Source organism: Anaerococcus provencensis, assembly GCF_000312365.2.
GTDB classification, from domain to species: domain Bacteria; phylum Bacillota; class Clostridia; order Tissierellales; family Peptoniphilaceae; genus Anaerococcus; species Anaerococcus provencensis.
In genome coordinates, this window is record NZ_HG003685.1 from 64988 (window position 1) to 91985 (window position 26998).

23 protein-coding genes are annotated in these 26998 nt (G+C 33.0%); 17 read left to right on the forward strand and 6 right to left on the reverse strand.

Features of this window, described 5'->3' with window-relative positions:
* Positions 1-32 precede the first annotated feature (32 nt).
* The 8 genes from BN38_RS00670 (at position 33) to BN38_RS00705 (ending at position 10322) form a co-directional block, all read left to right on the forward strand.
* On the forward strand, positions 33-1784 hold the full coding sequence (locus tag BN38_RS00670; protein ID WP_044564995.1) for a tellurite resistance TerB C-terminal domain-containing protein: 1752 nt from the start codon (positions 33-35) through the stop codon (positions 1782-1784).
* On the forward strand, positions 1768-3093 hold the full coding sequence (locus BN38_RS00675) for an ATP-binding protein (protein WP_044564996.1): 1326 nt from the start codon (positions 1768-1770) through the stop codon (positions 3091-3093). Before BN38_RS00670 ends, BN38_RS00675 begins: the two co-directional genes overlap by 17 nt.
* Positions 3090-5192, forward strand: coding sequence for a DEAD/DEAH box helicase (locus BN38_RS00680; RefSeq protein ID WP_044564997.1), 2103 nt, complete (start codon positions 3090-3092; stop codon positions 5190-5192). The genes BN38_RS00675 and BN38_RS00680 overlap by 4 nt, the downstream gene beginning before the upstream one ends.
* Positions 5193-5266: 74 nt before the next feature.
* On the forward strand, positions 5267-5983 hold the full coding sequence (locus BN38_RS00685) for a hypothetical protein (protein WP_044564998.1): 717 nt from the start codon (positions 5267-5269) through the stop codon (positions 5981-5983).
* A 43-nt stretch (positions 5984-6026) separates the two neighbouring features.
* Positions 6027-6779, forward strand: coding sequence for an ABC transporter ATP-binding protein (locus BN38_RS00690; protein ID WP_044564999.1), 753 nt, complete (start codon positions 6027-6029; stop codon positions 6777-6779).
* 6 nt (positions 6780-6785) lie between these two features.
* Positions 6786-8657, forward strand: coding sequence for an FtsX-like permease family protein (locus BN38_RS00695; protein WP_044565000.1), 1872 nt, complete (start codon positions 6786-6788; stop codon positions 8655-8657).
* Positions 8650-9327 (forward strand): response regulator transcription factor, encoded by a 678-nt coding sequence (locus BN38_RS00700; RefSeq protein ID WP_044565001.1) that lies wholly within the window; start codon positions 8650-8652, stop codon positions 9325-9327. Before BN38_RS00695 ends, BN38_RS00700 begins: the two co-directional genes overlap by 8 nt.
* The gene (locus BN38_RS00705; RefSeq protein ID WP_044565002.1) at positions 9324-10322 is read left to right on the forward strand and encodes a sensor histidine kinase; all 999 of its coding nucleotides are present in this window, start codon (positions 9324-9326) and stop codon (positions 10320-10322) included. Before BN38_RS00700 ends, BN38_RS00705 begins: the two co-directional genes overlap by 4 nt.
* A gap of 74 nt (positions 10323-10396) precedes the next feature.
* Here the strand turns inward: BN38_RS00705 and BN38_RS00710 are convergent, their stop codons facing one another.
* Positions 10397-11779, reverse strand: a complete 1383-nt coding sequence (locus BN38_RS00710; protein ID WP_044565003.1) for a GntP family permease — start codon at positions 11777-11779, stop codon at positions 10397-10399.
* 9 nt (positions 11780-11788) lie between these two features.
* Complete coding sequence (locus tag BN38_RS00715) at positions 11789-12928, reverse strand: glycerate kinase (RefSeq protein ID WP_044565004.1); 1140 nt, start codon at positions 12926-12928, stop codon at positions 11789-11791.
* Positions 12929-13062: 134 nt separating this feature from the next.
* Between BN38_RS00715 and BN38_RS00720 the strand changes: the two genes are divergently transcribed.
* From BN38_RS00720 to thyX, 6 genes are all read left to right on the forward strand, one after another.
* On the forward strand, positions 13063-14079 hold the full coding sequence (locus BN38_RS00720; RefSeq protein WP_084593717.1) for a transglutaminase domain-containing protein: 1017 nt from the start codon (positions 13063-13065) through the stop codon (positions 14077-14079).
* Positions 14076-14498 (forward strand): hypothetical protein, encoded by a 423-nt coding sequence (locus BN38_RS00725; RefSeq protein WP_044565006.1) that lies wholly within the window; start codon positions 14076-14078, stop codon positions 14496-14498. Before BN38_RS00720 ends, BN38_RS00725 begins: the two co-directional genes overlap by 4 nt.
* Positions 14499-15002: a macro domain-containing protein gene (locus BN38_RS00730; protein WP_044565007.1), complete on the forward strand. Its 504-nt coding sequence runs from the start codon at positions 14499-14501 to the stop codon at positions 15000-15002.
* Positions 14986-15909, forward strand: a complete 924-nt coding sequence (locus BN38_RS00735) for a hypothetical protein (protein ID WP_044565008.1) — start codon at positions 14986-14988, stop codon at positions 15907-15909. Before BN38_RS00730 ends, BN38_RS00735 begins: the two co-directional genes overlap by 17 nt.
* 108 nt (positions 15910-16017) lie before the next feature.
* Positions 16018-17211: a YrzE family protein gene (locus BN38_RS00740; RefSeq protein WP_230197693.1), complete on the forward strand. Its 1194-nt coding sequence runs from the start codon at positions 16018-16020 to the stop codon at positions 17209-17211.
* 69 nt (positions 17212-17280) lie between these two features.
* Entirely contained in the window at positions 17281-18039 is a 759-nt protein-coding gene (gene thyX, locus BN38_RS00745) for an FAD-dependent thymidylate synthase (RefSeq protein WP_044565009.1), read from the forward strand.
* 28 nt (positions 18040-18067) lie between these two features.
* Here the strand turns inward: thyX and BN38_RS00750 are convergent, their stop codons facing one another.
* The 3 genes from BN38_RS00750 to BN38_RS00760 are packed head-to-tail and all read right to left on the reverse strand — an operon-like array spanning position 18068 to position 21474.
* Positions 18068-19447 (reverse strand): S41 family peptidase, encoded by a 1380-nt coding sequence (locus BN38_RS00750; protein WP_044565010.1) that lies wholly within the window; start codon positions 19445-19447, stop codon positions 18068-18070.
* Between the two features lie 10 nt (positions 19448-19457).
* Positions 19458-20780 (reverse strand): sensor histidine kinase, encoded by a 1323-nt coding sequence (locus BN38_RS00755; protein WP_044565011.1) that lies wholly within the window; start codon positions 20778-20780, stop codon positions 19458-19460.
* Positions 20761-21474: a response regulator transcription factor gene (locus BN38_RS00760; RefSeq protein WP_044565012.1), complete on the reverse strand. Its 714-nt coding sequence runs from the start codon at positions 21472-21474 to the stop codon at positions 20761-20763. Before BN38_RS00760 ends, BN38_RS00755 begins: the two co-directional genes overlap by 20 nt.
* A 201-nt stretch (positions 21475-21675) precedes the next feature.
* Here BN38_RS00760 and BN38_RS00765 point away from each other — a divergent pair, with 201 nt between their 5' ends.
* Complete coding sequence (locus tag BN38_RS00765) at positions 21676-21969, forward strand: GlsB/YeaQ/YmgE family stress response membrane protein (RefSeq protein WP_195890870.1); 294 nt, start codon at positions 21676-21678, stop codon at positions 21967-21969.
* A 106-nt stretch (positions 21970-22075) separates the two neighbouring features.
* Here BN38_RS00765 and BN38_RS00770 read toward each other — a convergent pair whose 3' ends face one another.
* A complete protein-coding gene (locus tag BN38_RS00770; RefSeq protein WP_044565013.1) occupies positions 22076-25003 on the reverse strand; it encodes a transglycosylase domain-containing protein in 2928 nt (975 codons plus the stop codon).
* A gap of 139 nt (positions 25004-25142) precedes the next feature.
* Between BN38_RS00770 and hflX the strand changes: the two genes are divergently transcribed.
* Positions 25143-26378 (forward strand): GTPase HflX, encoded by a 1236-nt coding sequence (gene hflX / locus BN38_RS00775; RefSeq protein WP_044565014.1) that lies wholly within the window; start codon positions 25143-25145, stop codon positions 26376-26378.
* A complete protein-coding gene (locus BN38_RS00780) occupies positions 26356-26994 on the forward strand; it encodes a YigZ family protein (RefSeq protein ID WP_044565015.1) in 639 nt (212 codons plus the stop codon). The genes hflX and BN38_RS00780 overlap by 23 nt, the downstream gene beginning before the upstream one ends.
* Positions 26995-26998 lie beyond the last annotated feature (4 nt).

Sequence of the window (26998 nt, forward strand, 5' to 3'; positions counted from 1 at the left end):
AATGATAAATAAGGGTAAAAAGGAGGGGACTTATGGAATTTGATGATATAAAGAAGATGATTAATGGAATGCTCAATGACTTGAGCAAATTATCAAAAGGCGAAAATAATACTATAAAAAGAACAATAGACTCATCAAATCTAAAAGGCGTGATTGATATAAGTCTAGATAAGGAAGAAAAAATCCCAAAAGAAAATTTCAATGACAAGCCCCTCATCAAAGATTATAAGTATTGGATATTAAAGCTTGACCGATATTACAAAAATCCTGCCATGAGAGTAAAGCAAATTAATATTGCATCCTTGAAGACCTATGCTGACCTATGTGATAGTTTGGAATATCACTTAAACAAAAGTGGCACAAGCATTGCTAGAATGGTATCAAGGTTAAGGCGTGAGCAATTCTCCTATGATATATACTATACAATCTATCTTATTGCAGAAAATACTGTTTTAAGTTTCTATAACCCCCTTTATAACAAATCAGCAGATAAATCATATCAAATTATAGAAAATTCCATATCAAAAAAGGCTAGGTATTTGCTTGAAGCCAGAGCATTGGAGCTATCAAAGAATCTCAAGGCCCCTGATAAGAAAACTAGAGAATATTTTAATCTTACTGCTAATAATAAAGTTTCAACTTGGTGGGATAAAGATGGGCTTCTAAGGGAAAAATATAAAATATCAAAAGATGAAGAAATAGCCATCAACCAAATATCTAAGCGCAACAATGTTCTTTGGAAAAATCCTCTTGTTGTGGATATTCTCCTAGATATGTACTTATTTACTTTAAGGAGAATCTTTGACAATGATGACATTGATAGCAAAAGTCTCATTAGAATTATGAAGCCTTACAAGCAATCAAAACTTGCCCTAGAAAGTATACTGATCATAAGTGAGAAAAACATGAGGGAAGTTTTTACTTTCTTTAACAAGAGCAATCAAGCTAAGGCAGAAGAAAACTTGGTGGAATTTGACGGTGGGCATCTCCTAGAATTTATAGAACAAATCCAAAAAGCCTATATAAAAACCATAGACCCTTTCCTTATCAACAAGATTTATGAAGATCATTTAAAAGAAAATTCTGGCAAAATAAAAGATTATATAAATTATATGGAAAGGCTTGACTTAAGTGGAAAAATTTCTTTTGTGGAAGAAATATCTACAATGGATAATTTCCCCAGGATTCTAGATGGATTTTTAAAATCAGATAATACAGAAGATAAAATAATTGCCTTATATTATATATACAAACTTGATTATAATAAAAAATCACACGAAAAAATATTATTTGAAATCATAAAAGCAGATAACTTTGACGATTTTTTATCCTTGGTAAATTTAAGAGATATGGATTTAGCCACTTATGAAGATATAAAATCATTAAATAAGAATAAGTTAAAAAGAATCGAAGTTGATATAAATAGGATTGATAAGTCTAGGGAAAATCTTAGAAAAACTGTCAATAAGGTCAACGAATTTTTGGATGAAGATAATCCAGGAGAAGACTTACCAGAAGATCCAAAAGAAGAAATCCTAGATAATGGTGGGAAATACCATGTGATTTTAAATAAAATTTTAGAAAATGGATCTATGAGCAAAGATGAATTTGACAAATTTACCCTAGCAGATCAGCTAACTACAAACACATTTCTTGGAAAGATAAATGATGAACTTTTTGAATTTATAGGCGATCAAGCCTTACTGATAGAAGATGATAATGTGATTATTGACCCTTTTTATGTTGAAATGGTAAAGGAGTACTTAGATGGCCACACGAATTAATCCCAAAGAAGCAAATACAATTATTAAGTCTTTAGAAGGTGGAGTTGTCCCAAATATGGGAGTCCAACATCTGCTAGTAGGAAGAAATAGGGAAGTTGATGAAGTAATAAAAATCTTGGACACAATCGCTGATGGAGGTTCGGATATAAGATTTTGGGTTGGAGATTTTGGTTCTGGTAAGAGCTTTATGCTAGCAACTATAGAACAAATTTCATTAGGGAAGAACTTTGTAGTATCAAGTCTAGATCTGACTCCATCGAGGAGATTTTATGCCACAGATAGAAAGGCTGTTGCCCTATACACTGAAATTATAGACAATATAAAAACTAAAACTCAAAGAAGTGGAAATGTCCTTGAGATCATCATAGAGGAATGGATTAACCAATTGGCAAGTAAGATTGCAAGCGATAATTCAATAGATGTTATTGAAGTTTTAAAGGGAGCAAAAGAAGATCAAGTTATAAATGAGATATTAAATACCCTGGCAAGATTTAAGGCAGTTGGTCTATCCTATGAATTTGGTCAGGCTCTTACAAAATATTACCAAGGCTTTATAACTGATAATAGACTCCTTAAAACAAACGCCATCAGATGGCTTAGGGGGGATATTACTACAAAAACAGAAGCTAAAAAAATACTTGAAATAAATCAGATAATAACTGATGACAATTGGTTTGATGCCCTCAAAAATATGAGTGAGCTTTTTTTAGAAATTGGATTTGCGGGCTTTGTGGTTAATTTTGATGAAGCAGTGAATCTTTATAAACTCCCTTATGCTGTAACTCGTGAGAGAAACTACGAAAGAATTTTAAATATTTATAACGAGACTAAGTCCAATGAAGCTAGGGGCCTATTTGTAAACTTTGGTGCTACTAGAAAAACAGTCTTTGATGAAAATAGGGGCATGTCTTCTTATGGAGCATTGAAGGGCCGCCTTGGTAGCGAAGAGAGCATGGATAGTAAGCTTATAAATACCAATAGAACTGTCCTAGGTCTAAAACCACTTTCCAATGAAGAAATCTACACCCTCTTGGAAAATTTGGTAAATATTTATAATGTAAATTATAAAGAGGCCATTTCCATAAGCCAAGATCAGATTATAACTTATATGGAAGGCCAACTAAATAGGCCAGGAGCGGATGAATTCCTAACTCCTCGTGCAGTCATAAAAGATTTTATAGAAATTCTAGATTTAAAAAGACAAAATCCATATGTAGAAATCACCGAGATACTTTCCATGAAATTTAAAAATATAGTAGAAATAAGCAAAGATCCTGATGACAAAGACGATGAGATTGAGATAATATGACAGATGCTTACTCATTACTAAATAGAGACTTGAGATTTTATATCCACGAAAAAGGCTGGCCAAAACTTACAAGGATACAAAATGCAGCTATTAAAACTTATTTTGCCAATGACAACAACCTAATCTTGTCCGCTGCAACAGCCCAAGGTAAAACTGAAGCTGCCTTTTTGCCAGCAATAAGTTCGATTGATGATTTTGATCACGGCCTAAAGATATTATATATTTCGCCACTCATAGCTCTAATTAATGACCAATTTAAGCGAATTAATGATATGTGCTTAGATATGGATATAGCTATAACTGCTTGGCACGGTGAAGCTAGCAAGAGTAAAAAAGATGCCTTAATTGAAAACCCCAGAGGTATTGTACTAATCACTCCAGAATCTATAGAAGCACTCCTTTCTGGAAAAGCAGATCTGGCAAAAAATCTACTCAAAGATGTTGAAGTCATCATAGTAGATGAAATTCATAGCTTTTTATCAGGCAATAGAGGACTTCAATTAAAGTCCTTGCTTAGCCGCATCTTACGTTATACCTATGAAAGCCCAAGGATGATTGGACTTTCTGCAACAATTGGTGAAGATAATTATTCCTTAGCCAAAAACTTTTTTGCAAATGGAAGAGATACAAATATCATAGTCGATAAATCTAGAAATGATTTAGAAGTGACAATTGATTACTTTCCATCAGAAACTATTTCTTCAGATGCGATTAAAAAGATAAGTGCCTATGCTGCCGATGGAGCAATGTTAGTTTTTCCAAATTCTAGGGATAAGGTTGAAACTTTTGCTGTTAAACTTACTGAAGAATTTAAGGCGACTGGCAAAGATGTTAGAGTTTTTGCCCACCATTCATCTGTCAGCAAAAATAGGCGTAAAGAGATTGAAGATTTTGCCAAGGAAGCCAGGATGGAGAAATTTGTAATATGTGCAACATCAACCCTAGAGCTTGGTATAGATATTGGTGCTGTAACAAGTGTTTGCCAATATGGACCAAGTCATTCCGTCCTATCCCTAGCCCAAAGGCTTGGCAGAAGCGGTAGAAAGACAAAAACTTCTATCCTCCACCAAATATCTGCAAATCCCTGGGACTTGCTAGAAGCCTTGGCCACAATAAGTCTGTATGAAGATGGAATATTGGACAAAACGGAAGAGACTCACAAAGCCTATGATGTTTTTGCCCACCAAGTACTTTCTACACTTCTAGAAAACTTTGGCCTAAGTCTTGAAGAATATAAGTACCTCAATAAAACACTTTCGACATTTTCTGATATAAGTGATGAAGAATTTGCCAAAATTAGCGAGCATTTGGCAAAAGAAGGATATATAGAAATCTTGGAAAATGAAGTAATAGCAGGAAGTGCCATAGAAAAGCTTATGAGTCGTGGTAATTTCTACAATCAATTTATTACAGGCGGTACATACACTGTTTATAATGATAAAGCAAAAATAGGCGAAGTAGAAATTAGACCTGAAATCCAAGTCGATACAAATATTTATCTGGCTGGATCAATCTGGAGAATTGAGCAAATTCTTAGTAAAAATAAAAAAATAATAGTCCAAAGAGCAGGAGCTGGCAAGGCTCCAAAATTTACCAGTATAGGGGATATGGATATCTCAGATATCATAAGAGATCGTATGAAAGAAATCCTAAAATATCCCGAAAAATATAGTTTTGATGAACCGATAAACGAAATAGTTGGTGAACTTAGAGAAGAATACACAGATGATGACTACCTATTTGTAGCAGACAAAGATACGATATCTCTAAGGACTTTCAAAAACTCTAAAATCAACAGAAGCCTTGCCCTAATGTTAAATATAGCATCAAATAGCAAGGATTACTCAAACAACGAAACAGACTCCACAGTCATAGGACCAGAAATAATCAGATACTTCGATCAAATAAGGCTAAATCCAATTGGAGAAGAGCAGATAACTAAATTCTTAGAAAAATACCAAACTTACATGGAATCTTTCCTAGGAGCAAATAAATACATGGTCCTAGTTCCTATAGATTTGAAAATTGATTATATTATAAAAAATAGCTTAGACATGAAGGGGACTTATGAATATCTTGGCATAAAAGCTGAATTTTAGAATTCTTACAAAACTTGTAATTAAATTAATGAATAAAGCATGATATCCTATAATCACAAACAAAGGAGGATGTTATGAAAAAAAGAAATATTTTGTTTGCATCAATGGCAGTTATATTAGGGCTTGGTATATTTTCTGGATTTGACAATAACTACTACCAAGAAGAAAATGATGAAAGAAGAGCTGAATTAATATCAATAAAAGATAATGCAGATGATGTCACAAGGGAATTTATCGAAAAGCTAGAATCAAAAGAGAGGTCCAATGGGATTGAGTATTGGGAGACAAAATCAGAAGATGGGTCAATAGATTACATTAGTATCAGTGGCTGTGATCAAGAAAATGATATAGATATCGACGGAAGATTAAAAAATAATTACCTAAATGTCTTTATATCAAAAGGCGATGATAGAACTTGGATAGATACACAAACTAATCTTTATCATAGTGATAATAGATCTGATTATGACATTCCAACAATAAGTACAACAAATGAACTAAGCTTTGGTGAAGAGAGTGTACTTCGAGCTTTAGATAATTATAATAAGGTGGAAAAAACAGATTTTGGCTATAAGGTTACTATTTCTGATGACCTTAACTACGGATATTCTTTATATGATGAAAATGGAGATTTATTTCAGACATATCTTGACAATAGCCAAGGTAAGGTTACAAGTAAACTTCTAGAAACAGATGAAGATGTGCTAGATGTTTATGAAAGATATATGTCCTTGACAAGTGAGATGACCTATACAGATAATATAGCTGATATAAAGGAAGCTGCTAACTAAGCAGTTTTCTTTTTATAATGTTATAATATTTTTGAGGCACGCTATGGATTATAAAAGAATTTTACAAATTAAATATCTTGAAAAAACTTATGGAAGAGGGAAATCTTCATTTACTGCCATAGATGAAATGAGCTTTGATGTATTAGATGGTGAATTTTTTGCTATAATGGGAACAAGTGGTTCTGGTAAAACTACACTATTAAATATGCTTGCAGGAGTATCTAAAGTGACTAATGGGGAAATCATATTTGATGGTAAGGATATTAATAGTTTTAGCAGAAAGGAATTAGAAAATTATAGGGGAAATCTTGTGACCTATATATTTCAAGACTTTAAATTAATTGATAATATTTCTTCCCTAGAAAATGTATTGATACCTTTTAAAATCCATAGCAAAAAATGGGATATGAATAAAATTCATAGACTAGCAAGGCGAATGGATATTTTTGAACTCCTAAATAAATATCCCAAAGACTTATCTGGAGGACAAAAACAGAAAGTTGCTGCCCTTAGAGCTATAGCTATTGAACCTAAAATAATTTTAGCTGATGAACCTACGGGAGCGCTTGACTCAAAAAGTTCTATTGATTTACTTAAGATATTAAAAGATATTAACAAAGTAGAGAATACTACGATAATAATGGTGACCCATGATTCCTATGCAGCTAGCTTTGCAGATAGGATTATGTTTATAAAAGATGGGAAAATAATTAATGAACTTATGATGGGGGATACTGAGAGTCAAAAGGACTATTATAATAGGATTAACAAGGCAAACAAGCAAATCATTGTGTGAGATATTATGAATAGAAACTTTAAAATAAATTTGAAAGCAAATAAATCTAATAATTTAATTTTAAAAATATTAATTATTTTTACTGTGTTTTCATACTTACTATTGAGTATTCAAAATAATGAGATTTTTAAATATTTATATGAAGATGGCAGGAACTATGTAATTACTAATATCTTAAATACTTATATTCTAGCAATTGCTTTATTTGCAGTTCTTAGTTACTATGGGCTAAAAAATGAGATTTATAATAACCATGATGAAATAAAACTTTTAATTAATATGGGATTGAAAAGATGTAAGCTATACATGATCTTGCTAAGCTCTATTGGTCTTGAAACATTTTTGGGTTTTATTCTTGGACTTCCCTTGGGAATTTTACTGGCTGAAATTATTGACTTGCTATCAATTTTATTACTGGATTTAAATATTGGAACCCATAGGATAAACTTTGATGCAAAAGCAATGGGACTTACCCTTGCTCTGCTATTATTATTTGTCATGCTTTCATTAGCCATAATTGTATTATCACTAGGCAAAAAGTATCAGGATAAAATAAATAGTCATAAAATTCCAGTATTAATAATAAAAGTTCTTTTAATCCTTGGATTTGTCTACTACGCCCATGATAATGCCATAATGAATTTTAAACTTACTTTATTTTTAATAGCTATTGATATTCTTATAATATTTTTTATAAGAAAATTAATAAACGCATCCAAAGTTTATAGCTATGAAAAATCTTTGTTTTTATTTCATACCAATGAAGCAAAAATAACTCTGATATTTATTTTAATTGCGCTTACAGTAGCTTTATCTAACCTAAACAAATCTGTATTTGAAATTGGCTATTATTTGACAGATTCGAAATTGAGGCCTCATTTTAGTGTTTTTGAAGATATTGATGTCATAAATGATATAAGTGAAGATTATAGTAATATTTTTTCTGATATTTATCCTATTAATATTAGTGGATTTTCTGACATTGATGATAGTGACTTTAAAAATGAAATAGAGAATCTAGTAGATTTAACAAATGGTTATCCGGTATCTTCTCCAAAGATTATGGCCTATTCATCATATAAAAAAGTATTTGGTGATAAGGCCATTAATCTTAGTTCAAAAGAAGATTCAATTTATTTGTACTCTAAGCAAATAGATAGAACTAGTTTTGCAATTATAAATGCATACTTGGCGGATAATGAATCATTTATAAATATAGGGGCTTTAAAATTTAAGGTTAATGCTGTAGCTAGATCTGACATAATTTTTGCTAATGATATGTATTGGGATAGTAATATTTATGTTATTAATGATGATATATATGACAGATTTGTAGGAGAGAAAAAGCCAATAGTCTATAATTTTGTAGTATCAGATGATTACATAGAAAAGCATGGTAAAAATACAGCTCTGGAGAAGATCAGGAATGATTTCTTTAAAAGAAATATTAGATTTGAATCATTAGTGTGGATGATTAAGCACTCTTATAGTAATATTTTGTCTAGACAATTTGTTATGATATATCTTTTCATAATACTAATACTTATATCTGGACTATTTTTGTCAATTAACATAATGGCATTTTTTAATAGAAAGTCTAATGACTTTAAAGTTTTATCTCTTCTTGGAGATACAGCAGAAAGTTTGTTGGAAATTCAAAAGTCACATATTGTTAAGATTTATAGTCTCATTATATCTCTGTCATTGATAAATTATTTTTGTTACTTTAGGTATATAAAATCGATAAGCACAGAATATGTATATTATAGATCAAATTTTTATATGCTAGCTTTTTATATTTTGATTCCGGTCTTTTTTATGTTATTAATGCTTATTAGTGAGAAACTTGTTTCATTTAAGGATATTAATTATGAATAAGAAAAAAGTATATATTATAGAAGATGATAGGATAATTGTAGAAGAGTTAATAAAAATATTTACATCTAATGGTTTTGAAGCTATAGCATTGGATGATTTTAAAGATGATCCAGAGTTGATGGAAATTCCAAAGGCAGATTTGATTATTTTAGATATAAATTTACCAGGTGTTAGTGGTTACGAAATTCTATCACATATTAAAGAAAACTTAACTATACCAGTTTTAGTTTTAACCAGTAGAGATAAGCTAGATGATGAACTTGTGAGTTTTGATTTGGGAGCAGATGAATTTTTGACAAAGCCAGTTATGTCTAATAGACTCATTGCAAGGGCCAAAAAACTACTTAATATCTATCAAAAATTTTCTGATGAGGAAAAGATCAAAGATTTAATTCTTGAAACTAGTACAAATAAGTTGACCTATAAAAATACTTTTATAATACTTAGCCAAACAGAAAGTGACTTATTAAAAGCTCTAATCAAAGCTTATCCAAAAACTTTGACTAAGGATGAGCTTTTAGAATCTGGCTGGAATACCATTTATATCGATGAAAATATCCTACAAGTAAATATTAATAGATTGCGAAAGAAACTTATAACAATAGGCATAGATGATTTTATCATAACTGTAAGGGGAATTGGTTATAGATTGGACACGGATAAATTATGAAATATAGTTTTTTGAAAAATACAGCAAAGCCAATAATAATATTACTAAGCACTATTTTGATATTTTGCTTAGTTATGAAAGTTCTCAAAGTAGAATATTTTGATAATATTCTTCTCTTCTTAATTTTATGCCACATAATTTGTGTATTTATATTGTTAGTTAGTGAAATTAATAGACAAAAAAGAATCAGAAAGTTAGTTTATGAATTTTATGATAATATGGATTTTTCGAGAAGAGATAAATTAATTGATGAACTAGGCATAGATTATAAGCCCTTAGTTGACAGTGTATTTTATAATCAAAATAAACTATTATCAAAATTCCAATATAATAGGTCTGAGTTGATAAATTATAGGGAAATAATTGAAAAATGGGCCCATGATATAAAGACTCCACTTGCAGCATCTTCTTTACTAATTGAAAACAACAAATCCGATATGGATTCTGATTTATATCAAAAGCTAAATATATCAAACCAGCAAATTAAAAATAGACTAGATACAGTATTATTTTACGCTAGGTCTAATTCTAGTAAAAAAGATTATACAATGAAAAAAGTAAATATAAAAGAAGTTTTAGAAAATACACTTATTGACTTCTATCCCACTATTATGGAGGAGGAATTAAAAATTGTAAACAATACCTTTGATGTAGATGTAATTAGTGATTATAATACTCTGGTCTTTATAATATCACAGTTAATTTCCAATAGCATCAAATATGCTGATAGTGAGATAATTTTTGCAACAATTAATAACCATGGAATGAGACTAAGGGTGTCAAATGACGGGCCAATGCCCTCTACTAAAGATATGCCATTTATATTTGAAAAATCTTATACAGGTAAGAATAGTAAAGTATCATCCTCTACTGGACTTGGCTTATATCTAGTAAAATCATTTGCTAATGATTTGGGAATTGGTGTTCATGCCATGATAACAAGTGATGATAAATTTTTAATTGAACTTATTTTTAAAGATATAAATGAATTTTAGATTGAAAACTATATTATAAAACACTAGGCAGATTTCCTTGGATCTGCCTAGTTTTACATTTGTTCTTAAAAATCTTAATGTAAGAATAAAGATAGGATAAATACCCCTAGCATGCCACAAATACCTTCTACTAAAGTAACCATTGTTTGTGTTTTGTAGCCGTCTTCTGCGCGTAGGCCACCAAATTTGGTTACTACCCAGAAATATGAGTCGTTGGCGTGGGATACTGTCATTGCTCCTGCTCCTATAGCCATTACTACTAAAGCTGAGCTTACTGTTGAGTCAAGGCCAAGGACTGGAAGTAGTGGTGCTATGATTCCAGCTGTAGTTGTAATTGCAACTGTTGATGAACCTTGGGCTGTTTTTAGTATTGCAGCTATGATAAATGGGAAGAATATTCCTATACTTTGGAATACTGTTGCATTGTCTGTGATAAATCCAACTATGCCAGAGTTAGCTATAACTTTGCCCAAAACTCCGCCAGCAGCAGTTACAAAAAGAATTGGTCCTGCAACTTTTAAGGATTCATTTACAATTTCATAAAGGTGATCAATCTTTCCTCTATTATTTAAAAGGATGATTCCAAAGATAAGTCCTACTGCTAGAGCTATGATTGGAGTTCCTAGGAATAAGAACAAATCATTTATAAATCCTTCGGCCTTCATAATTTTGAATATATTACTTAAAGCCATAAGTATCACTGGGATTATAATTGGTGCTAGAGATAAAAAACCACCTGGAAGAGTGCCGTATTCGGCTTTTATCTCTTCGTAGGTTTTCAAATTATCATCTTCTACTAATTCTTCTATATTTACACTTTGTCTTTTGGAATAAAAATATGCACCAGCTAGGGCTGGGATAGATACTAATAAACCAAGACCCATTACAAGCAATAAGTCGCTACCTACACCTATAGTATTTGCTGCTGCTATTGGACCTGGTGTAGGAGGTATAAATACGTGTGATGCATATAGACCTGCAGATAAACACATGGTCATTGCTACTGATGAAGCTGATGTTCTTTTGGTTAAGGCTTTTCTAATTGGGTTAAGGATTACAAAACCTGAGTCACAAAATACTGGGATGGATACGACCCAACCCATTATTAGCATGGCTAGTTCTGGTCTTTTTTCTCCAACTAGATTTACAACCATGTCTGCAAGCTTAAGAGCTGCTCCAGTTTCTTCCAAAAGCGCTCCTATTATTGTTCCAAGGATGATTACAATACCAATAGATGTAAATGCACCTGAGAAACCTTCGCCTATTACATTTGCTATGCCAGCAACAACCGTACCATCTTCTGCAGTTTGATCCACAAGTGGGATACCAGCTATTAGTCCAAATACTAATGAAACTGATAATATGGATAAGAATGGATGGATATTTAGTTTACTAATCATAAATATCATTAAGACTATTGTAAGTATGAATACAATTATTAATGGTATACCTGTCATTTTTTTCTCCTAATTTTTGTATAAATATATTAATCTAAATACTTGATTAACACATCTGCGTAAATTTTCTTCTGCTTTTTTGGCATCCATTGCTTCTTCGACAGACCTTATTTGATCGAGGATAGGGAAGAAGGCATCAATGCCATGCTTGTTCACTTCTATGGCATCATTATCAACTACTCCTGCAAAGGCAATAACATTAGCACCGTATTTTTTGGCAAGTTTTGCAACTCCTGTAGGAGCCTTGCCCATTGATGACTGAAAGTCTATTTTACCTTCACCGGTTATTACTAAGTCTGCACTACAAAGATAATCATTTACATTTAGCATTTGTAGGATTAGTTCAATACCTGGTGAAAGTTCGGCTCCTAGATAGTTTTTAAAAGCATAGCCTAAGCCTCCAGCTGCACCAACCCCTGGATAAATATCATCTGCATTTTTTATAACTTCCTTGGTTTTTTTGTGAAACAAGGCTAAGTTATTATCTATAATTTCGACCTCTCTAGGATTTGCTCCTTTTTGTGGGCCGTAGACGCTAGCAGATCCCCTTTTGCCAGTAAGTGGGTTATCAACATCACATGCTATTTTGAATGTAGCTTCTTTAAGTCTAGGATCAGCTTGCGATAGGTCAATTGCTGATAAGCTTCCTAAACCCTCGTTTGATGGATGGATGTTATTGTTATTTTTATCATAAAATTTAAAGCCAAGAGCAGATAACATACCTATCCCACCATCATTTGTTGCTGAGCCACCGATACCAATAATGAAATTTCTAATTCCCTTATCAAGTGCATCTTTGATCATAGTCCCAACACCATAAGTGCTTGCCTTTAGAGGAGAGAGTCTATCTTTGATCAAGACCAAACCCGCAGCCTGACTCATTTCCATTATAGCCAGATTTTTATCTTTTATTATTACATAATTGCCAATAATTTTTTCAAAAAGCGGATTTTCAACTTGGACTTCTATAAGACTAGCCCCATCAAGTTCGCTCATAGATTCTACAGTGCCTTCACCTCCATCAGCTACTGGAAGTACAATAATATCTTCATTTGGATTAAGCTTTTCTATCTCATCTTTGATAATGTTTCCAGCATCTGATGATGATAAAGATCCTTTGAAGGAATCAATCATTATTAGGATTTTCATGGGTCACCTCCTTTATATAATTTTAAACTAGAAAAACGTTTTTGTAAATTATAATATATTAACATATTTTATTGTGCTATAAGAATTTTTCTTAAATGTGGTAAAATACTAATACAGAGATTTCGAGGGATAATATGAAAAAAATTATTTATATTTTAATTTGTTTAATACTATCTTCATGTACCAGTAAATCTAAGGAGGGTGGGATTCCTCCTATTGATACATTGAGCGAAGATAGGATGATTGATGAAAGCAAGGTATCTTTGGATGATAAAAAGCCCAAAAGTCCTATTCTTAAAGAACCACCATTTAAGGCAAAGTCATTAGATTATGAAATAATAAAGCCGGGTTTTTTGCTGGAAGATAGGTTTAGGGACCTAAGAACTCAGGACAAGTACGCCGTAATGATGGTTGAATATTATGATGATGTAAATCAGACTTTTCATGTAAGTAGAATCCTAACAGAGGCTTTGAAGGATCCAAATGTAAAGATTGAAAATGATTTTGATGACAAGATGGACTTTGCTACAGACCTATTTTTGCTAAGCCCATTTTATTCAAAGGGTAAAATTGAACCCTATATTTACTATAATTATTGGTTTGATGAAAGGACTTTCTCTTTAAAACCTAGATATGTCATTGAGGAGAACACCAAAACCTATCTAAATCCAGATGAAGAAAAGGCAGTAGAAAGTCAAATCAAGGTTCTAGTCGACTATGCAAACGAAAATTACGACAATGACTATGATAAGGCATATTATTTTGCGCTCTGGTTAGCCGAAAACAACGACTACCAATACCACGGAGATAAGGATAATATCATAGAAAACAATATGTACGGAGCTTTGGTGAAGGGATTAAGCCAATGTTCTGGTTTTGCCCAAAGCTTTACAAGACTCTGCCAAGAGGTTGGAATTCCTTGCTATTCAGTTACAGGAAATACAGAAGCTCCTAATAGACCTGATGACTACTCTGGAGAACACCAGTGGAATGTAATAATGCTTGATGATACATGGTCCTATGTCGATATAACAGGCATGGTTGCCAATGGCAGCGATTACTATTACTATTATTTTGATAGGTCAAAGTATGAATTTGTTGACTATTATGTAAGCAAATTCTACAAGGATATTGAGGAGTATATAAGATGATTGTAAACCCATATCAAGAGCTGATTTCTTTGCATGATATGAGAATAGAAAATATAAAAATAGAGGATAATACGGCCTATATAAAACTTAACAATGCGTATTTGTTAGGCCAAACGGATACTTATATGTTGGATGAGCCTCTAATCATAATCAATGACCTTATCAATATCGAAGCTAACAGCGATTACCCAATAAGAATAAGAGTTTATGGTGATAAAAACATTTTTGATATTAATATTTCTGACTTCAATGAATATGCCTTTGATATCCTTGAAGAAGCCTATGGCTTTGGACTTCTTCACTTTTTTGGCATAGCTACAAAATATCAAGATAATAAAGCATATGATTGTTTTTTAGATATACACTTTACGGGAGACCTAGAGATAAAGTGGGATAACAAAGTTTTATTAGAGGTATAGATGAGTTTTAAGATAGTTAATGAAGATATAACAAGGATGGATGTAGAGGCTATAGTAAACGCGGCAAATACTGGACTAAAAATGGGAGCTGGAGTTTGTAGAGCCATCTTTTTAGCTGCAGGAGCTGATAAGCTTACTAAAGCTTGTGATGTGCTAGCGCCAATAAAAACAGGAGAAGCTGTTATCACAGATGGATTTGATTTAAAAGCAAAGTATATAATCCACACGGCTGGCCCAGTTTATAATCCAAATAATGACGAAGAATCTATAAGACTATTGGAAAAATCTTACAAAAATTCCTTAATACTTGCTAGGGAAAATGATGTATCATCGCTTGCCTTTCCCTTGATTTCTGCAGGAATTTATGGCTTTCCCAAAATCAAAGCTTTTGAAATAGCAAAAGAGACAATTGAAAATTTTCTAAAAGAAAATGATATGGACGTTTACCTTACTATAGTTGATAAGGAAATAATAGATAGGATAAATAATGGAACTTACAGATAAATTTGAATTTGATTCTTGCAAGAAGAAAACCCCATATACTATAGACCATGGAGAAATCCCTATTGAAATAAGCCCGGATTTAACAGAAGCAATATACTATTTGCTTTGGTATGTGCCAAATATTAAGTCAGAGCAATCAAAAAAGAACGAACTTTTATTAAATCCCCAATACGACAATTATATTTTCTTAGAGATAATGAAGGCTATGAATTTAGAAGATGAAGATGTTTTATTTACAGAAACAATTGAAGAAAAATTCATAAAGCCCTTTCTAAAGGAAGTATGCCCCAAAGAATATAAAATTATTATGACCATATCTTCTGGTGAGACCAAGACTATGGCCTTGTTAAGACATATAAGAAATGCTATTGCTCATGGGAATTTCAATATTATTGACGATACTTTGCTAGGCTTTGACATACAAAGAAATGACAAGGAGACAGAGTATCGTGGATTCTTTAAGATTAATCCAACTGACCTACTAAGGGCACTAAAGAAAATTCAATTTGACTATAACTCTCAAAAACTTATAAAAACAGCCTTTAAGAATTGTGGCTACCATATAGAAGACTATCAAGATAAATACCAAAGAAGCCACGATTTTGAATTGTTTGCCAGGAAAAATAAAAAGAAATATGCCATAGATATCAAAAATTATGAATACGAAAAAACTGTGGATAAGGAATTTATTGATGATTTGGTCAAGCAATACGAAGGACTCATAGAAGGAATAACTCCTGTTTTAATAATCCATTCATCTTACCTTGATGATAAGAGCAAGGATGAGCTTTTAAAGCATGATGTTATCATCCTAGATGTCAAAAATATAAAGAAAATGATTAAAGGTAGAGATATGGTAAGCGAGATTGAAAGAGCCCAAGATATCAATGCTAATATCAGCCAATAATTTTAATAATATTATTATTTCCTCAAAAAAAGTTTAAAAACCTAGTGAATGGGTAGAATATAATTAGTAACAAAATTATATTTTATTGTTATTATAAAAGGAGGAATCATGACTGAAAAAAATAATAATGATTCAAAAAAAGAAATTTTTGAAACAGAGAAAAATGTTGAAAGATCTAGCAGGAATACTAATAGAGCTCCACGCAGAAGTGAGAGAGAAAGAAAGCAAAGACCAGGTGTTCCTGTATATGAACAAGCAACAAGTGCTATACCAGCTGGCAACAACCTTTCTTGGGCATCAATACTAGCTGGAGCAGTAACAGCAGCTGCTTGCTTTGCAACACTAAGCTTACTTACAGCTGCCTTAGGATTTGGCCTATTCTCACCAACAACTAGTGATCCACTATCAGGTGTTGGAGTTGGAACAGGTATTTGGACTGCTATCACTCTAATCCTATCATTTTTAGCAGGTGGATTTGTTGCAGGTTATTCAGCAAGATCAACAGGTAAATTGCACGGTGCTATTACTTGGGCAGTTACACTACTACTATTACTAACATTTGTTATAAATGCTATTGGTCAAGTACTCGGAGCAGCAGCAAATGTAGCAGGTACTGCAGCAAACACAGCAGCTAACGTTGCTGGAAATGTAGCAGGATCAACAATTTCAGCTACAGGCGATGCAGTAAGTGCTGGTGTAGAAAAAGCTGGAGATGCAATTGGTGAAGTAGACACAAAAGAACTACAAGAAAATGTTGAAAAATATCTAAGCGATACAGATATTGAAGAATTACAACCAGAATATCTAAACAATCAACTTGAAGAATCAAAAGATGAGATTGGTCAAGCAGTTAAAGATATTGCACTAAACCCAGAAAATGCAAAAAATATCATTTCTGATTTAACAAAATCACTTCAAGATAAGGCTAATACAATAGCTGATTCTGCTGATAGAGATGCAATTGCAAATGCAGTGGCACAAAACTCTGATCTAACACAAGAAGAAGCAGAAGAAGTAACTGATAATATTTACAATGGCTTAGTTGAAGCTAACAAGCAAGCTCAAACAGCCCTAAACGATGCGTCAACACAAATTGACAACTATGCAACAGAAGCTGAAAACAAAGTAGACGAAACAGTTGAAAATGCAAAAGAAGGTGCAGATGAAGCATCTAAGAAAGCATCAGCTGGTTCAGTAATCACATTCCTTGGCCTAATTGCAGCTCTTGCACTATCAGCATGGGGTGGCCAAATGGGTGAACAAAAAGCAAAAGAGCTTGTAAGAAAAGAAACAATTAGATAATAATTTTTTTAAGGGGAAAGGCTTAGCCTTTCTCTTTTTTTTGTGTTAATATAATTGAAGGAGGATAGAATGAGAGTTGAATTGATAAATTACACCAAAAATGCAGAAGAAACCATAGCCCAAGCTGGAAAACTTTGCTATTCCAAAGTTGGAGTAGATGAAATAAAAGAAAAATTAGATGATAAAGCTATAGAAAAATACATAACAATGCTAATGGATATGGGACACATGTCACCAATTGAGCACGTTAGCTTTACATTTGCTGTTGAAGGAGTTTCAAGAACACTTACCCACCAATTAGTTAGGCATAGGCTTGCATCATACTCCCAACAATCACAGAGATATGTAAAGCTAGAAAATTTTGAATACATAATTCCACCCGCTATAAAAGAGGACAGTAAGGCCCTAGAAATATATGAAAAGGCCATGGAAAATTCCAAAGAAGCTTACCTAAAGATATCAGAATCACTATTTGATAAATATTATGAGGAGAATATATCAGATGGGCTTAATGAAAAGGAAGCTAAGTCAAAGGCAGAGAAAAAATCAATAGAAGATGCTAGATATGTATTTCCAAATGCTTGTGAAACAAAAATAGTTTTTACTATGAATGCTAGAAACTTGCTTCATTTCTTTTCTCTGAGATGTTGCAACAGGGCTCAATGGGAGATAAGAGAGATGGCCTTAGAGATGGTAAAAATATGTAAAGAAATATATCCTACTTTATTTAAAAATGCTGGTCCATCCTGCGTAAATGGTCCTTGTCCAGAAGGTAAAATGACTTGTGGTAAGATAAAAGAGGTTAGAGAAATCTACAATAATCTATAAAAAATAAGCTCCTAAAAAAATGGGGAGCTTATCTTAGTATATTGAGCATTGAATTAATTGGCTCTTTGGAATTGATTTTTTGATCATATTCTAAATATAAATTTTCTTCGTTCTTGCTAAAGGATGAGTTTATTGAAACAATAAGACCTGAGTGTTCCAATATATACAAATTGCTAGGGGCATTGTAGATGACATCCTTATGAGTTCTAGCAGATTCTAGGGCGTTTTTTACAATATAAGCACCATTTGTTTGCAATACTCTAGCAAATTTGATAGCTTCATTAGCAGTATTTTCATTGGTCAAAACATATATTTTCCTCACCGCATATTCTATATTTCTTTTAATATCAAGGCTTAGCTGATCATAATATAGGTATTGGTTAGGATCTATAAGGTCAATTTCATCTGGATATTTTGATGAATCGTTTTTTACATAGGCTGTTTTGTAGGGGCTATTTTCATCTTCCTTGAAATTTGCAAGACTATCCTGGAAAAGTTTAGACCTATAAAATACCATATTATCCTCATGGTGGTCATTTGCCATAAGGATCTTTGATAATTCTATCCAGTAGGTATCATCAATAGAATTGTTGTCTGACAAATCCAAGATAATAGTTCCAATAGGTCCATTATCTCTAAAGAAGTCAGTTATTTTTTTAATATCTCCATCAACTTCATTTGCTCTAAAGTCTTTTAAGGTAATGGTAGCAACATTATTCTCAGCTTTGGTTATTTGCATAGAAGGCTTATCAATATTTGCGTTTTCCAAGAGTCTCTTGTACCTATCTACAGCTTGTGGATTTTCTAAGACTGTTTTTTGTGGAGACTTGCCTTTGTTCCTGTAATAATCAAATAAACTATCATAAGTTTGTTTATCAATTACAAAGGTCCTAGTGTCATCCAAGACATCCAAGTACTGTTTTAGTATAGAGTAATAGTCTTGGTCAGTCTTAGAAGCAGCTATTTTTTTTCTGAAATTCTGGTATTGGTTAGAAAACTCTAGAAAATCTTTGGTATTTAGTTTATCAACGGCATAATTTTTTGAAATCACATCATATAAGTCGTCAAAATCTGTAATCTTTTCTGCAGCTGACAGAGACCTATTTTCGGATGGACTTACAAAAACTTCGCTTCCTATACTATCCAAAACCTCATCACGAAATGCTGGATAGCCCATTTTTTTGTAGGAGTAGAGACTATTTACTATTGTCTTTGTTGCAAAAAATAGGATTGTAACAAGTATTAATAATAAGAAGATCCTACGTATGAGGAATTTTCTTCGCCTTTGTTTTCTCTTTTTTTCGACTCTTTTTCTCCTTGCTGGACTCATATTTTCTGTATTTTTTTTGGATATTTTCTTATCAAGGTCTTTATTTTGCCTTGATTTTCTCTTTGTATCTCTTGACATAATTTCCTGCTTAATTTTTAAAAGTTAAAATAAAGGTCGTTCCTTGATTTAGAACAGATTCAACTTCGATTTTTCCCCCTAAAGCTTCCACAAAATTTTTAGTTATAGATAGACCTAAGCCGTGGCCATTTTCATTTGTGTTTCTAGCATCTTCTATACGATAAAACCTCTCAAAAATCCTATCAATCTTATCTTCTGCAATACCTACACCATCATCAATTACCTTGATTTCAAATAAACTAGGGTCGCCAGATAGGAAAACATCAATATTACCATCTTGGCCGATAGCCTTTATGGCATTTGATATAAGGTTTTGTATAACTTGGGTAAACTTATCCTTATCAGATGTAATTACGATTTGATCTTCAATATGAGAATTAATATTGATTCGGTTATTATTTGCATTTGGCATAAATGTATAAATGATGCGGTTAATAAGTAGGGATAAGTCAAACTCTTCATCTTTAACCTCAAAATACTTTACATTTTCATCAAAAGTCTTCTTAAGCCCTATAACTAGACCTTCAAGCCTTGTTACATCTTCAAGTAATATGTCCATGGTTGTTTCATCAGCCTCGACAACTCCATCTCTGATTGCTTCTATATAAAGCTGCAAGTTGGTAAGAGGGGTTCTAAGCTCGTGGGAAATGTCCTGGGCATATTGTTTTCTGATTTCTTCTTGGTTCTTTAAGTTTTTTGATAGGTAAGTTATATTATCTTGCAAGTTTTCTAGTTCTACTATATCTGTATTTTGATTAATTATATTATAATCGCCATTTTTAATCTTTACTGCATCATCGCTTATTGTCATTATTGGTTCAGATATATTATCCGATAATATGAGACTTATTATAATGCCAATCACAAGTGATATTAGTAGGGAGTATACAATAGCCGAAGAGAAGTTCTTTTGAAGTTGGTGTATGGGCTCGGGGTTAGCATTGTAGGTTACGGTAAGAGTTCCCGACCTTTGCTTTCTATCCAAATTGACTAAGTTTATATTTTTGTGCAAGAGGGGATAGGTGTTGTTTTTATCTCTTCCATTAACTTCATAGGAAGTATTCCCGTTGCTATCCTCATACTTGATATCAACTTCCAAATCTTTGGCAAGGTCATCCAGGTTTTCCCACATTTGGTCTATAGTAATATTGGGATCTTTGATATAGTTCTTAAAGTAAAAACTAACTTCATTGGGCCTATAATCTGGGATGTCACTTAATAATTCTCTGTAGTTAAAAGTGACAAATAAGGTAACTAGTATGGAAAACACAAGGACGCAGGCTAGGATACCTGCTATAAAGTTCCTGATGATTTTACTCTTTAATGTAGTCATCAACTCCGCCCGATTTATAACCCATACCATAAATAGTCTTTATATAGTTTGGTTTTTTTGGATTATCTTCTATCTTTGCCCTAATATTTTTGATATGTGTATCGATGGCCCTGTCGTAAGCCTCGTAGTCATAGCCAAAAGTTAGCTCAATGATTTCATCCCTAGAATAGATCTTGTTTGGATTTGAAAATAGGGTTTTTAGGATTTGAAACTCATTTTTTGTAAGTAAAATTTCCTTGCCATCTTTAAAAATACGGTTGTATTCAAGGTCCATTTCAAGTCTACCGTCATTGGTTTTGATAATGTCGGCTCTTGGGATGTTATATTTTTCTATCCTTCTTAGGACAGCCTTTACTCTTTCTACCAATTCCTTTGGTGAGAATGGTTTTGTCACATAGTCATCTGCACCAAGTCTTAGTCCGTCAACACGGTTGTTTTCTTCAACCTTTGCAGATACCATGATAACTGGGATTTCAGATTTGTTCCTAATCTCCTTGATTACTTCTTCTCCAGGAAGTTTTGGCAACATCAAATCTAGGATTACTAGATCTATGTTATTTTCTTCAAAAACTTTTAGACCTTCCATGCCATCAAAGGCTTGGAGAACTTTGTATCCTTCTTTTTCAAAATATGATTTCATTATTGTAGAGATTTTTTTCTCATCTTCTATTATTAAAATTGTTATTTCATTCATAGTATATACCTCACAAATTATTATACCATAAGGATAAGATAAAGTTTTCATAGTCTTTATATATTATTGTAATATTTGTGAGATTTATAAAAATTGAATAAGCTAAAAATATTTGTTTCAAAATGTGTTTTTGGGATATAAATATAATGTGATAATACTTAATTTATTAGGTAATTTTATACAAATTTGAAAGGAGTAAATATGTTTAATCAAACAGGAATTATTATGACCCTAGTCCTAGGCGCATTAGCTGGATGGATTGCTAGTATGATTATGGGCAAAGATGCTCAAATGGGAGGCGTTGCTAACATCATAGTTGGTATTATCGGTTCTGTTATAGGTGGATGGATTTATGATGCATTCTTCCTAAAGGGATCTGCTCCAAGCACATTTACCCAAGTACTATGGGCTGTAATTGGTGCTGTAATCTTACTATGGATCATTAATCTAATTACTAATAAGAATAAAAAAACCAATACTAAGAAAAGATTCTAATATTTAGAGATTTGAAAAATCAGGGCTTATTGGCTCTGATTTTTTTGTGCAGATTTATTGCAAAGAAAAAAGCTCAAACAAGTATAAACTTGCTTAAGCTTTTCTTCTAAAATCTACGGTTGCCGTCAGTTCCTGTACCGGATCCAGGATTTTGTTGGTTGTTATTTGTACCTGTGCCAGCATCTGGATTATCACCGTTTTCGTCTTTATCTTTGTCCTTTTCATCCTTATCTTCATCGTCCTCATCATCTTCGTCTTCTTCAGGTGGGACATAGATAAGGGTTGAATATTCTGTTGGTGGTCTGTAATTCCAGTCTCTTGGTAAGATTCCACCAAATTCATTAGGATCGTAGTTGCTCTTTGGTTTGATAAAGGCTCTATTTTCTACAGCCCAGCTTGGTGTTACATCAGAGGCTAGGAGATTATTTCTTGAGTCTACTGTAACCATTACGTGAATATCATCTTCTTCTGTTGGAGTATTCTTTGGACCAAATATTTCTGTAATCACAGTACCACGTGGGTCCCAAGCAGAAATCTCAGAAGGTAGTTTACCACTCATAGTGTCTACTTGCATTTCTACAATGCTATCAGGTCTTTCGAATTGTTTAATTTCGTAACCTTCTAGTATGTGGTTGTTTATTACATTCCACATCAAGGCAGCTCTTTGGATTGATGTACCGTTTAGGTGTAAGTTTTGGTCATCTGCTCCCATCCATATGCCAACTGTGTAATATGGGGTATAGCCCATGCACCAGAAGTCAACTTGGTTGTCAGTTGTACCTGTCTTGGTTGCAAAATCCATATCGTCTATATAAATATTGTTGTAATATTTACCTGTTGATTGAAGGGCAGATGTTATTTGATACGCAGTATCTTCTGTTGTAACTTCATGAGTAGTCACATTTTTATCATCAAATAATACCTTGCCAGTAGAATCTTCTATTTTTGAGAAGGTCAATGGTTCATTATAGGTTCCCTTATTTGCAAGGGCTGCATAGGCTGCAGTCATATCTAGAGTTGTAAGACCTCTAGTCATTGCCCCAAGACCCATGGCAGCAAGGTTTTCGTCATTAGTCTGAGCATTGTCTTCTTTTGTAACAAAGTTATCATCACCATCTTCTTTGATGATTCCGAAGTTTTTAAGATACTCTAAGCTGGTAGGAATACCTATTTCTTTTAAGGTTCTTACAGCAATTGTATTGCTAGAATATTCTATGGCCTTTCTGATAGGAACAACTCCCATATAATATTCGTAAACATTCTTTGGCCAAGGTTTGTCATCTTCTGTTTTTATAACAGGTACATCGTCCATACCTGTAGCAAGGTTATATCCATTGTCCAAGGCAGGAGTATAAGTTGCAATTGGTTTGATAGAGGAACCTGGTTGTCTAGGAATTACAGATGCCCTATCGAGTAATCTAATACCGGTTTGGTCACGGCCACCCATTATGGCTTTTATGTGACCATTTTGTTGGTCTATTACTACAGTTGATGATTGAGGTTGGATTACCCCTTCTAGGTCAATATCATAATAGTCTTTTGATAGTGAGAAAGATCCATCATCATAGGCTGTCAACAAATTTTCGTTTTTATCTAGATAATCTTTAGAAATAATTATATTTTGTTCTTCATCTAGGCTGATTTCTTCATTTGATCCAAAGGCAATGTGGCCCGTTCTGTGGGTTCTAAGATTCTTATTATTCTCATCAAGTGTGTAGAAATTCCTAAATATCAAGTTGGTTTGGTCAAGATATGCCTTGTAGGTCTTTAGAACTAGGTTGCCATGATCATCAAACCAAGCTTCGTCAGGTCTTAATCTTAGATCATTATCGTCATTTAATATATTTGATTGAGCATAATAAAGTAAATTACCTTCTTTATTTAAAATATTGCCATATTGGTCATAATTTAAATCCAAGAGTGGGGCTTGTTGGTAGCCTGATGTGTCGCCCATAATATATGATGAAAAGTCAGCATAGATTGCTTCAAGTTCTTTTTGCATATCTTCATCAATAGTTGTTGTTATCCTAAGTCCGCCGTAATATAGCCTATCCCAAGCTTGGTTTTCGCTCATGTCGTAAAGTTCTTGAAGTTTTTTGACAACTTGTCTTTCAAGAAGAGAGTTAAAGTAGTTTGCGATTTCTGTATTAGATCTTTCGGCTGGAACAATTGATGCGGCCACATCAAAGTCAACAGCTTCTTTGTACTCTTTGTTTGAAATATAGCCAAGTTCAAGCATTTTCTCTAGGGCATATTTTTGTCTCTTGTATGGTTCCGGGTTATAAATTGCAGAATATTTTTCACCTTCAATAGTAAACTCGCCCAAAACTTTTTGGTCAGTCACTTCGCTAGTTTTGATAGCCTTATAAAGTGAATTTTCTGATGGAGATTGGACAATACCTGCAAGAGCGGCACATTGAGCAAGGTTTAGCTCGGAAACATCCTTATTAAAGTAGGTTCTTGCAGCTGCTTGGACACCGTATGAGTTTTGGCCCATAAATACACGGTTTAGGTAAGCGCTTAGTATTTCGTCCTTATCCAAGGCATCTTCAATCTCTAGGGCTAGGAAAATTTCTTTGATTTTTCTTTCATAAGTTTGGTCATTTGTAAGGTAAGTATTACGTGCCAATTGTTGGGTTATAGTTGAACCACCACGGACGATACCGCCAGCCTTGAAGTTATCTATGGCTGATCCTAATATGGACTTAAAATCTAATCCTGGGTGACTTTCAAATCTCTCGTCTTCAACAGCTATAAAAGCATGCTTCAAATCATCAGGGATTTGTTTATTGTCAACTATTTCTCTGTATTCGCTAGTAGCTATTGAATCTACTTCATTACCATCTTCATCAACTATAGTGGAGTTTTGACTCATCTCATATTTGATAATGTTAGGATCTATCTCTGGAGCAGTTTTCATAACCTCAAGAATTGCACCACCAGCAAGGCCGGCTAAGACAATTCCTATAGATCCAACAAATAGTAGGACTATTAATATGAGTTTTAACACTATAGAGGCAATTTTCTTAAACATTAAGCCTCCTAAATTTTTTATTTTTTCATTTATTTATTTCAATATTATTCTTATTTTATCATTTTTTTAGAAAATAATCTATAAGCCATTTTCTTTATAAATTTTCTTCAAATCGTATAATCAAATGGAAAGGATCTTTATGCAGGAAGTAATTCAAGTTAATGTTTTAAATAGAGATGATGATTTAGACAATAAAATATACGAATTGGAATCATTAATTAACACGGCTGGGGGTAAGTCCCAGGCCTATGTCAGCCAAGTAGTAGATAAGGTTAATCCTAGATACTATATTGGTAAAGGCAAGGTTAGTGAGATTAAAGATTTGGCAGAAAAGCTATCGATAGACACAGTAATATTTGATGTGGAACTATCAGCTAGCCAACTATATAACCTAGAAGAAGAACTAAAACTTCACGTAGTAGATTGGACAAGTTTGATACTAGATATCTTTGCCTTGCGTGCTAATACCAAGGAAAGTAGGCTAAAAATCAAACTAGCCCAGCTTAAATATCAGCTGCCAAGACTTAACAAGTGGTTTTCATATCTGTCTAGGCAGGCTGGTGGTATAGGTACCAGAGGTCCTGGTGAAACCATGCTTGAGACCGATAGGCGTGCAGTTGTTAGAGATATCAAATCCTTAGAAAGCCAGCTTAAGTATGTAGAAAAGACTAAGAAAATAAATAGGAAAGCCAGGACAAATATCCACAATATTTCTCTTTTGGGCTACACCAATGCAGGTAAGTCAACTATCTTAAATCAAATGATGAAATTATTTGGCAAGGATAAGTATGTGTATTCTGATGACTTGCTATTTGCAACTCTTGATACATCAACTAGGAGGCTAGACTTTGCCAATACCAAGGTTACCCTTACAGATACAGTTGGTTTTATAGACAATTTGTCAGAAGAACTTAACGATTCATTCTTGACAACCTTAGATGAAATAAAATTTGCAGATATGCTCTTGATTGTAATAGATGCAAGCCACAACATAGAACATCAAATCCACGCTATTGAAAAAGCCCTAGAAGACATAGAAGTAGGAGATAAGGAAATACTTTATGTCTTTAATAAAATGGACAAGGTTGAAGATAAGCTTAAGGTTGAGCTTTTCAAAAGGGATAGGGATAGGATTTATATATCAGCAAGGGATGACGATGATATAATAAGACTTAAGGAAAAAATCGTATCAATAATAAAAAGCGATTATCAAAGAGTAAATATGCACATCCCCTTTGCCCATGGGGAAGTTTTGGACTATATGATGACAAATTACGATATAGAAAACACCGAATACGATCCAGATGGCACTAATATAGAATTTGATATATCAAAAGAGGATTTGAATAAATATGACCGATATCTCATCAAATGAATATAAGACCGTAAAAGGCCAAAATCAGAGCCAATTTGAAGAAGAAAAATCAGTTTTTATTACAAATATTTCCTATGTAGAAAGTGAAGATGAGGCCAAAGATTTTATAGAGAACATCTCACAAAAATACAAAGATGCCACTCACAATTGTACGGCATATATAATAAATGAGATACCTCTTATAAAAAGATATGATGACAACGGAGAGCCAACCGGTACAGCTGGTCTACCCATGTTAAGTGTCCTAGAAAAGAACCAACTTACAAATGTGGCTGTTGTCGTTACAAGGTATTTTGGTGGCAAGCTTTTGGGCAAGGGAGGTCTTGTTAGAGCTTATTCTAGGGGAGTAAGTGATGTAATCGATGGAAATATTGTTTACAAAAGACCTTTTTATGTAGTAGAATTAATTCATTCGTATAATGTTCTTGGGCAAATTGAAAATTATCTAAATGAAAATAAGATAAAGATTATAGGCAAAGATTTTACTGACAAGGTAAGTCAAAGAGCTTATATAAGTCTAGATACTTTTGAAAAAATCGAAAAGGATTTGACCAATTTGACCAGTGGACAAATAAATATTAAAAAAGAAGAAGTAAAAATGCTTTTTACTAAGTAGGAGG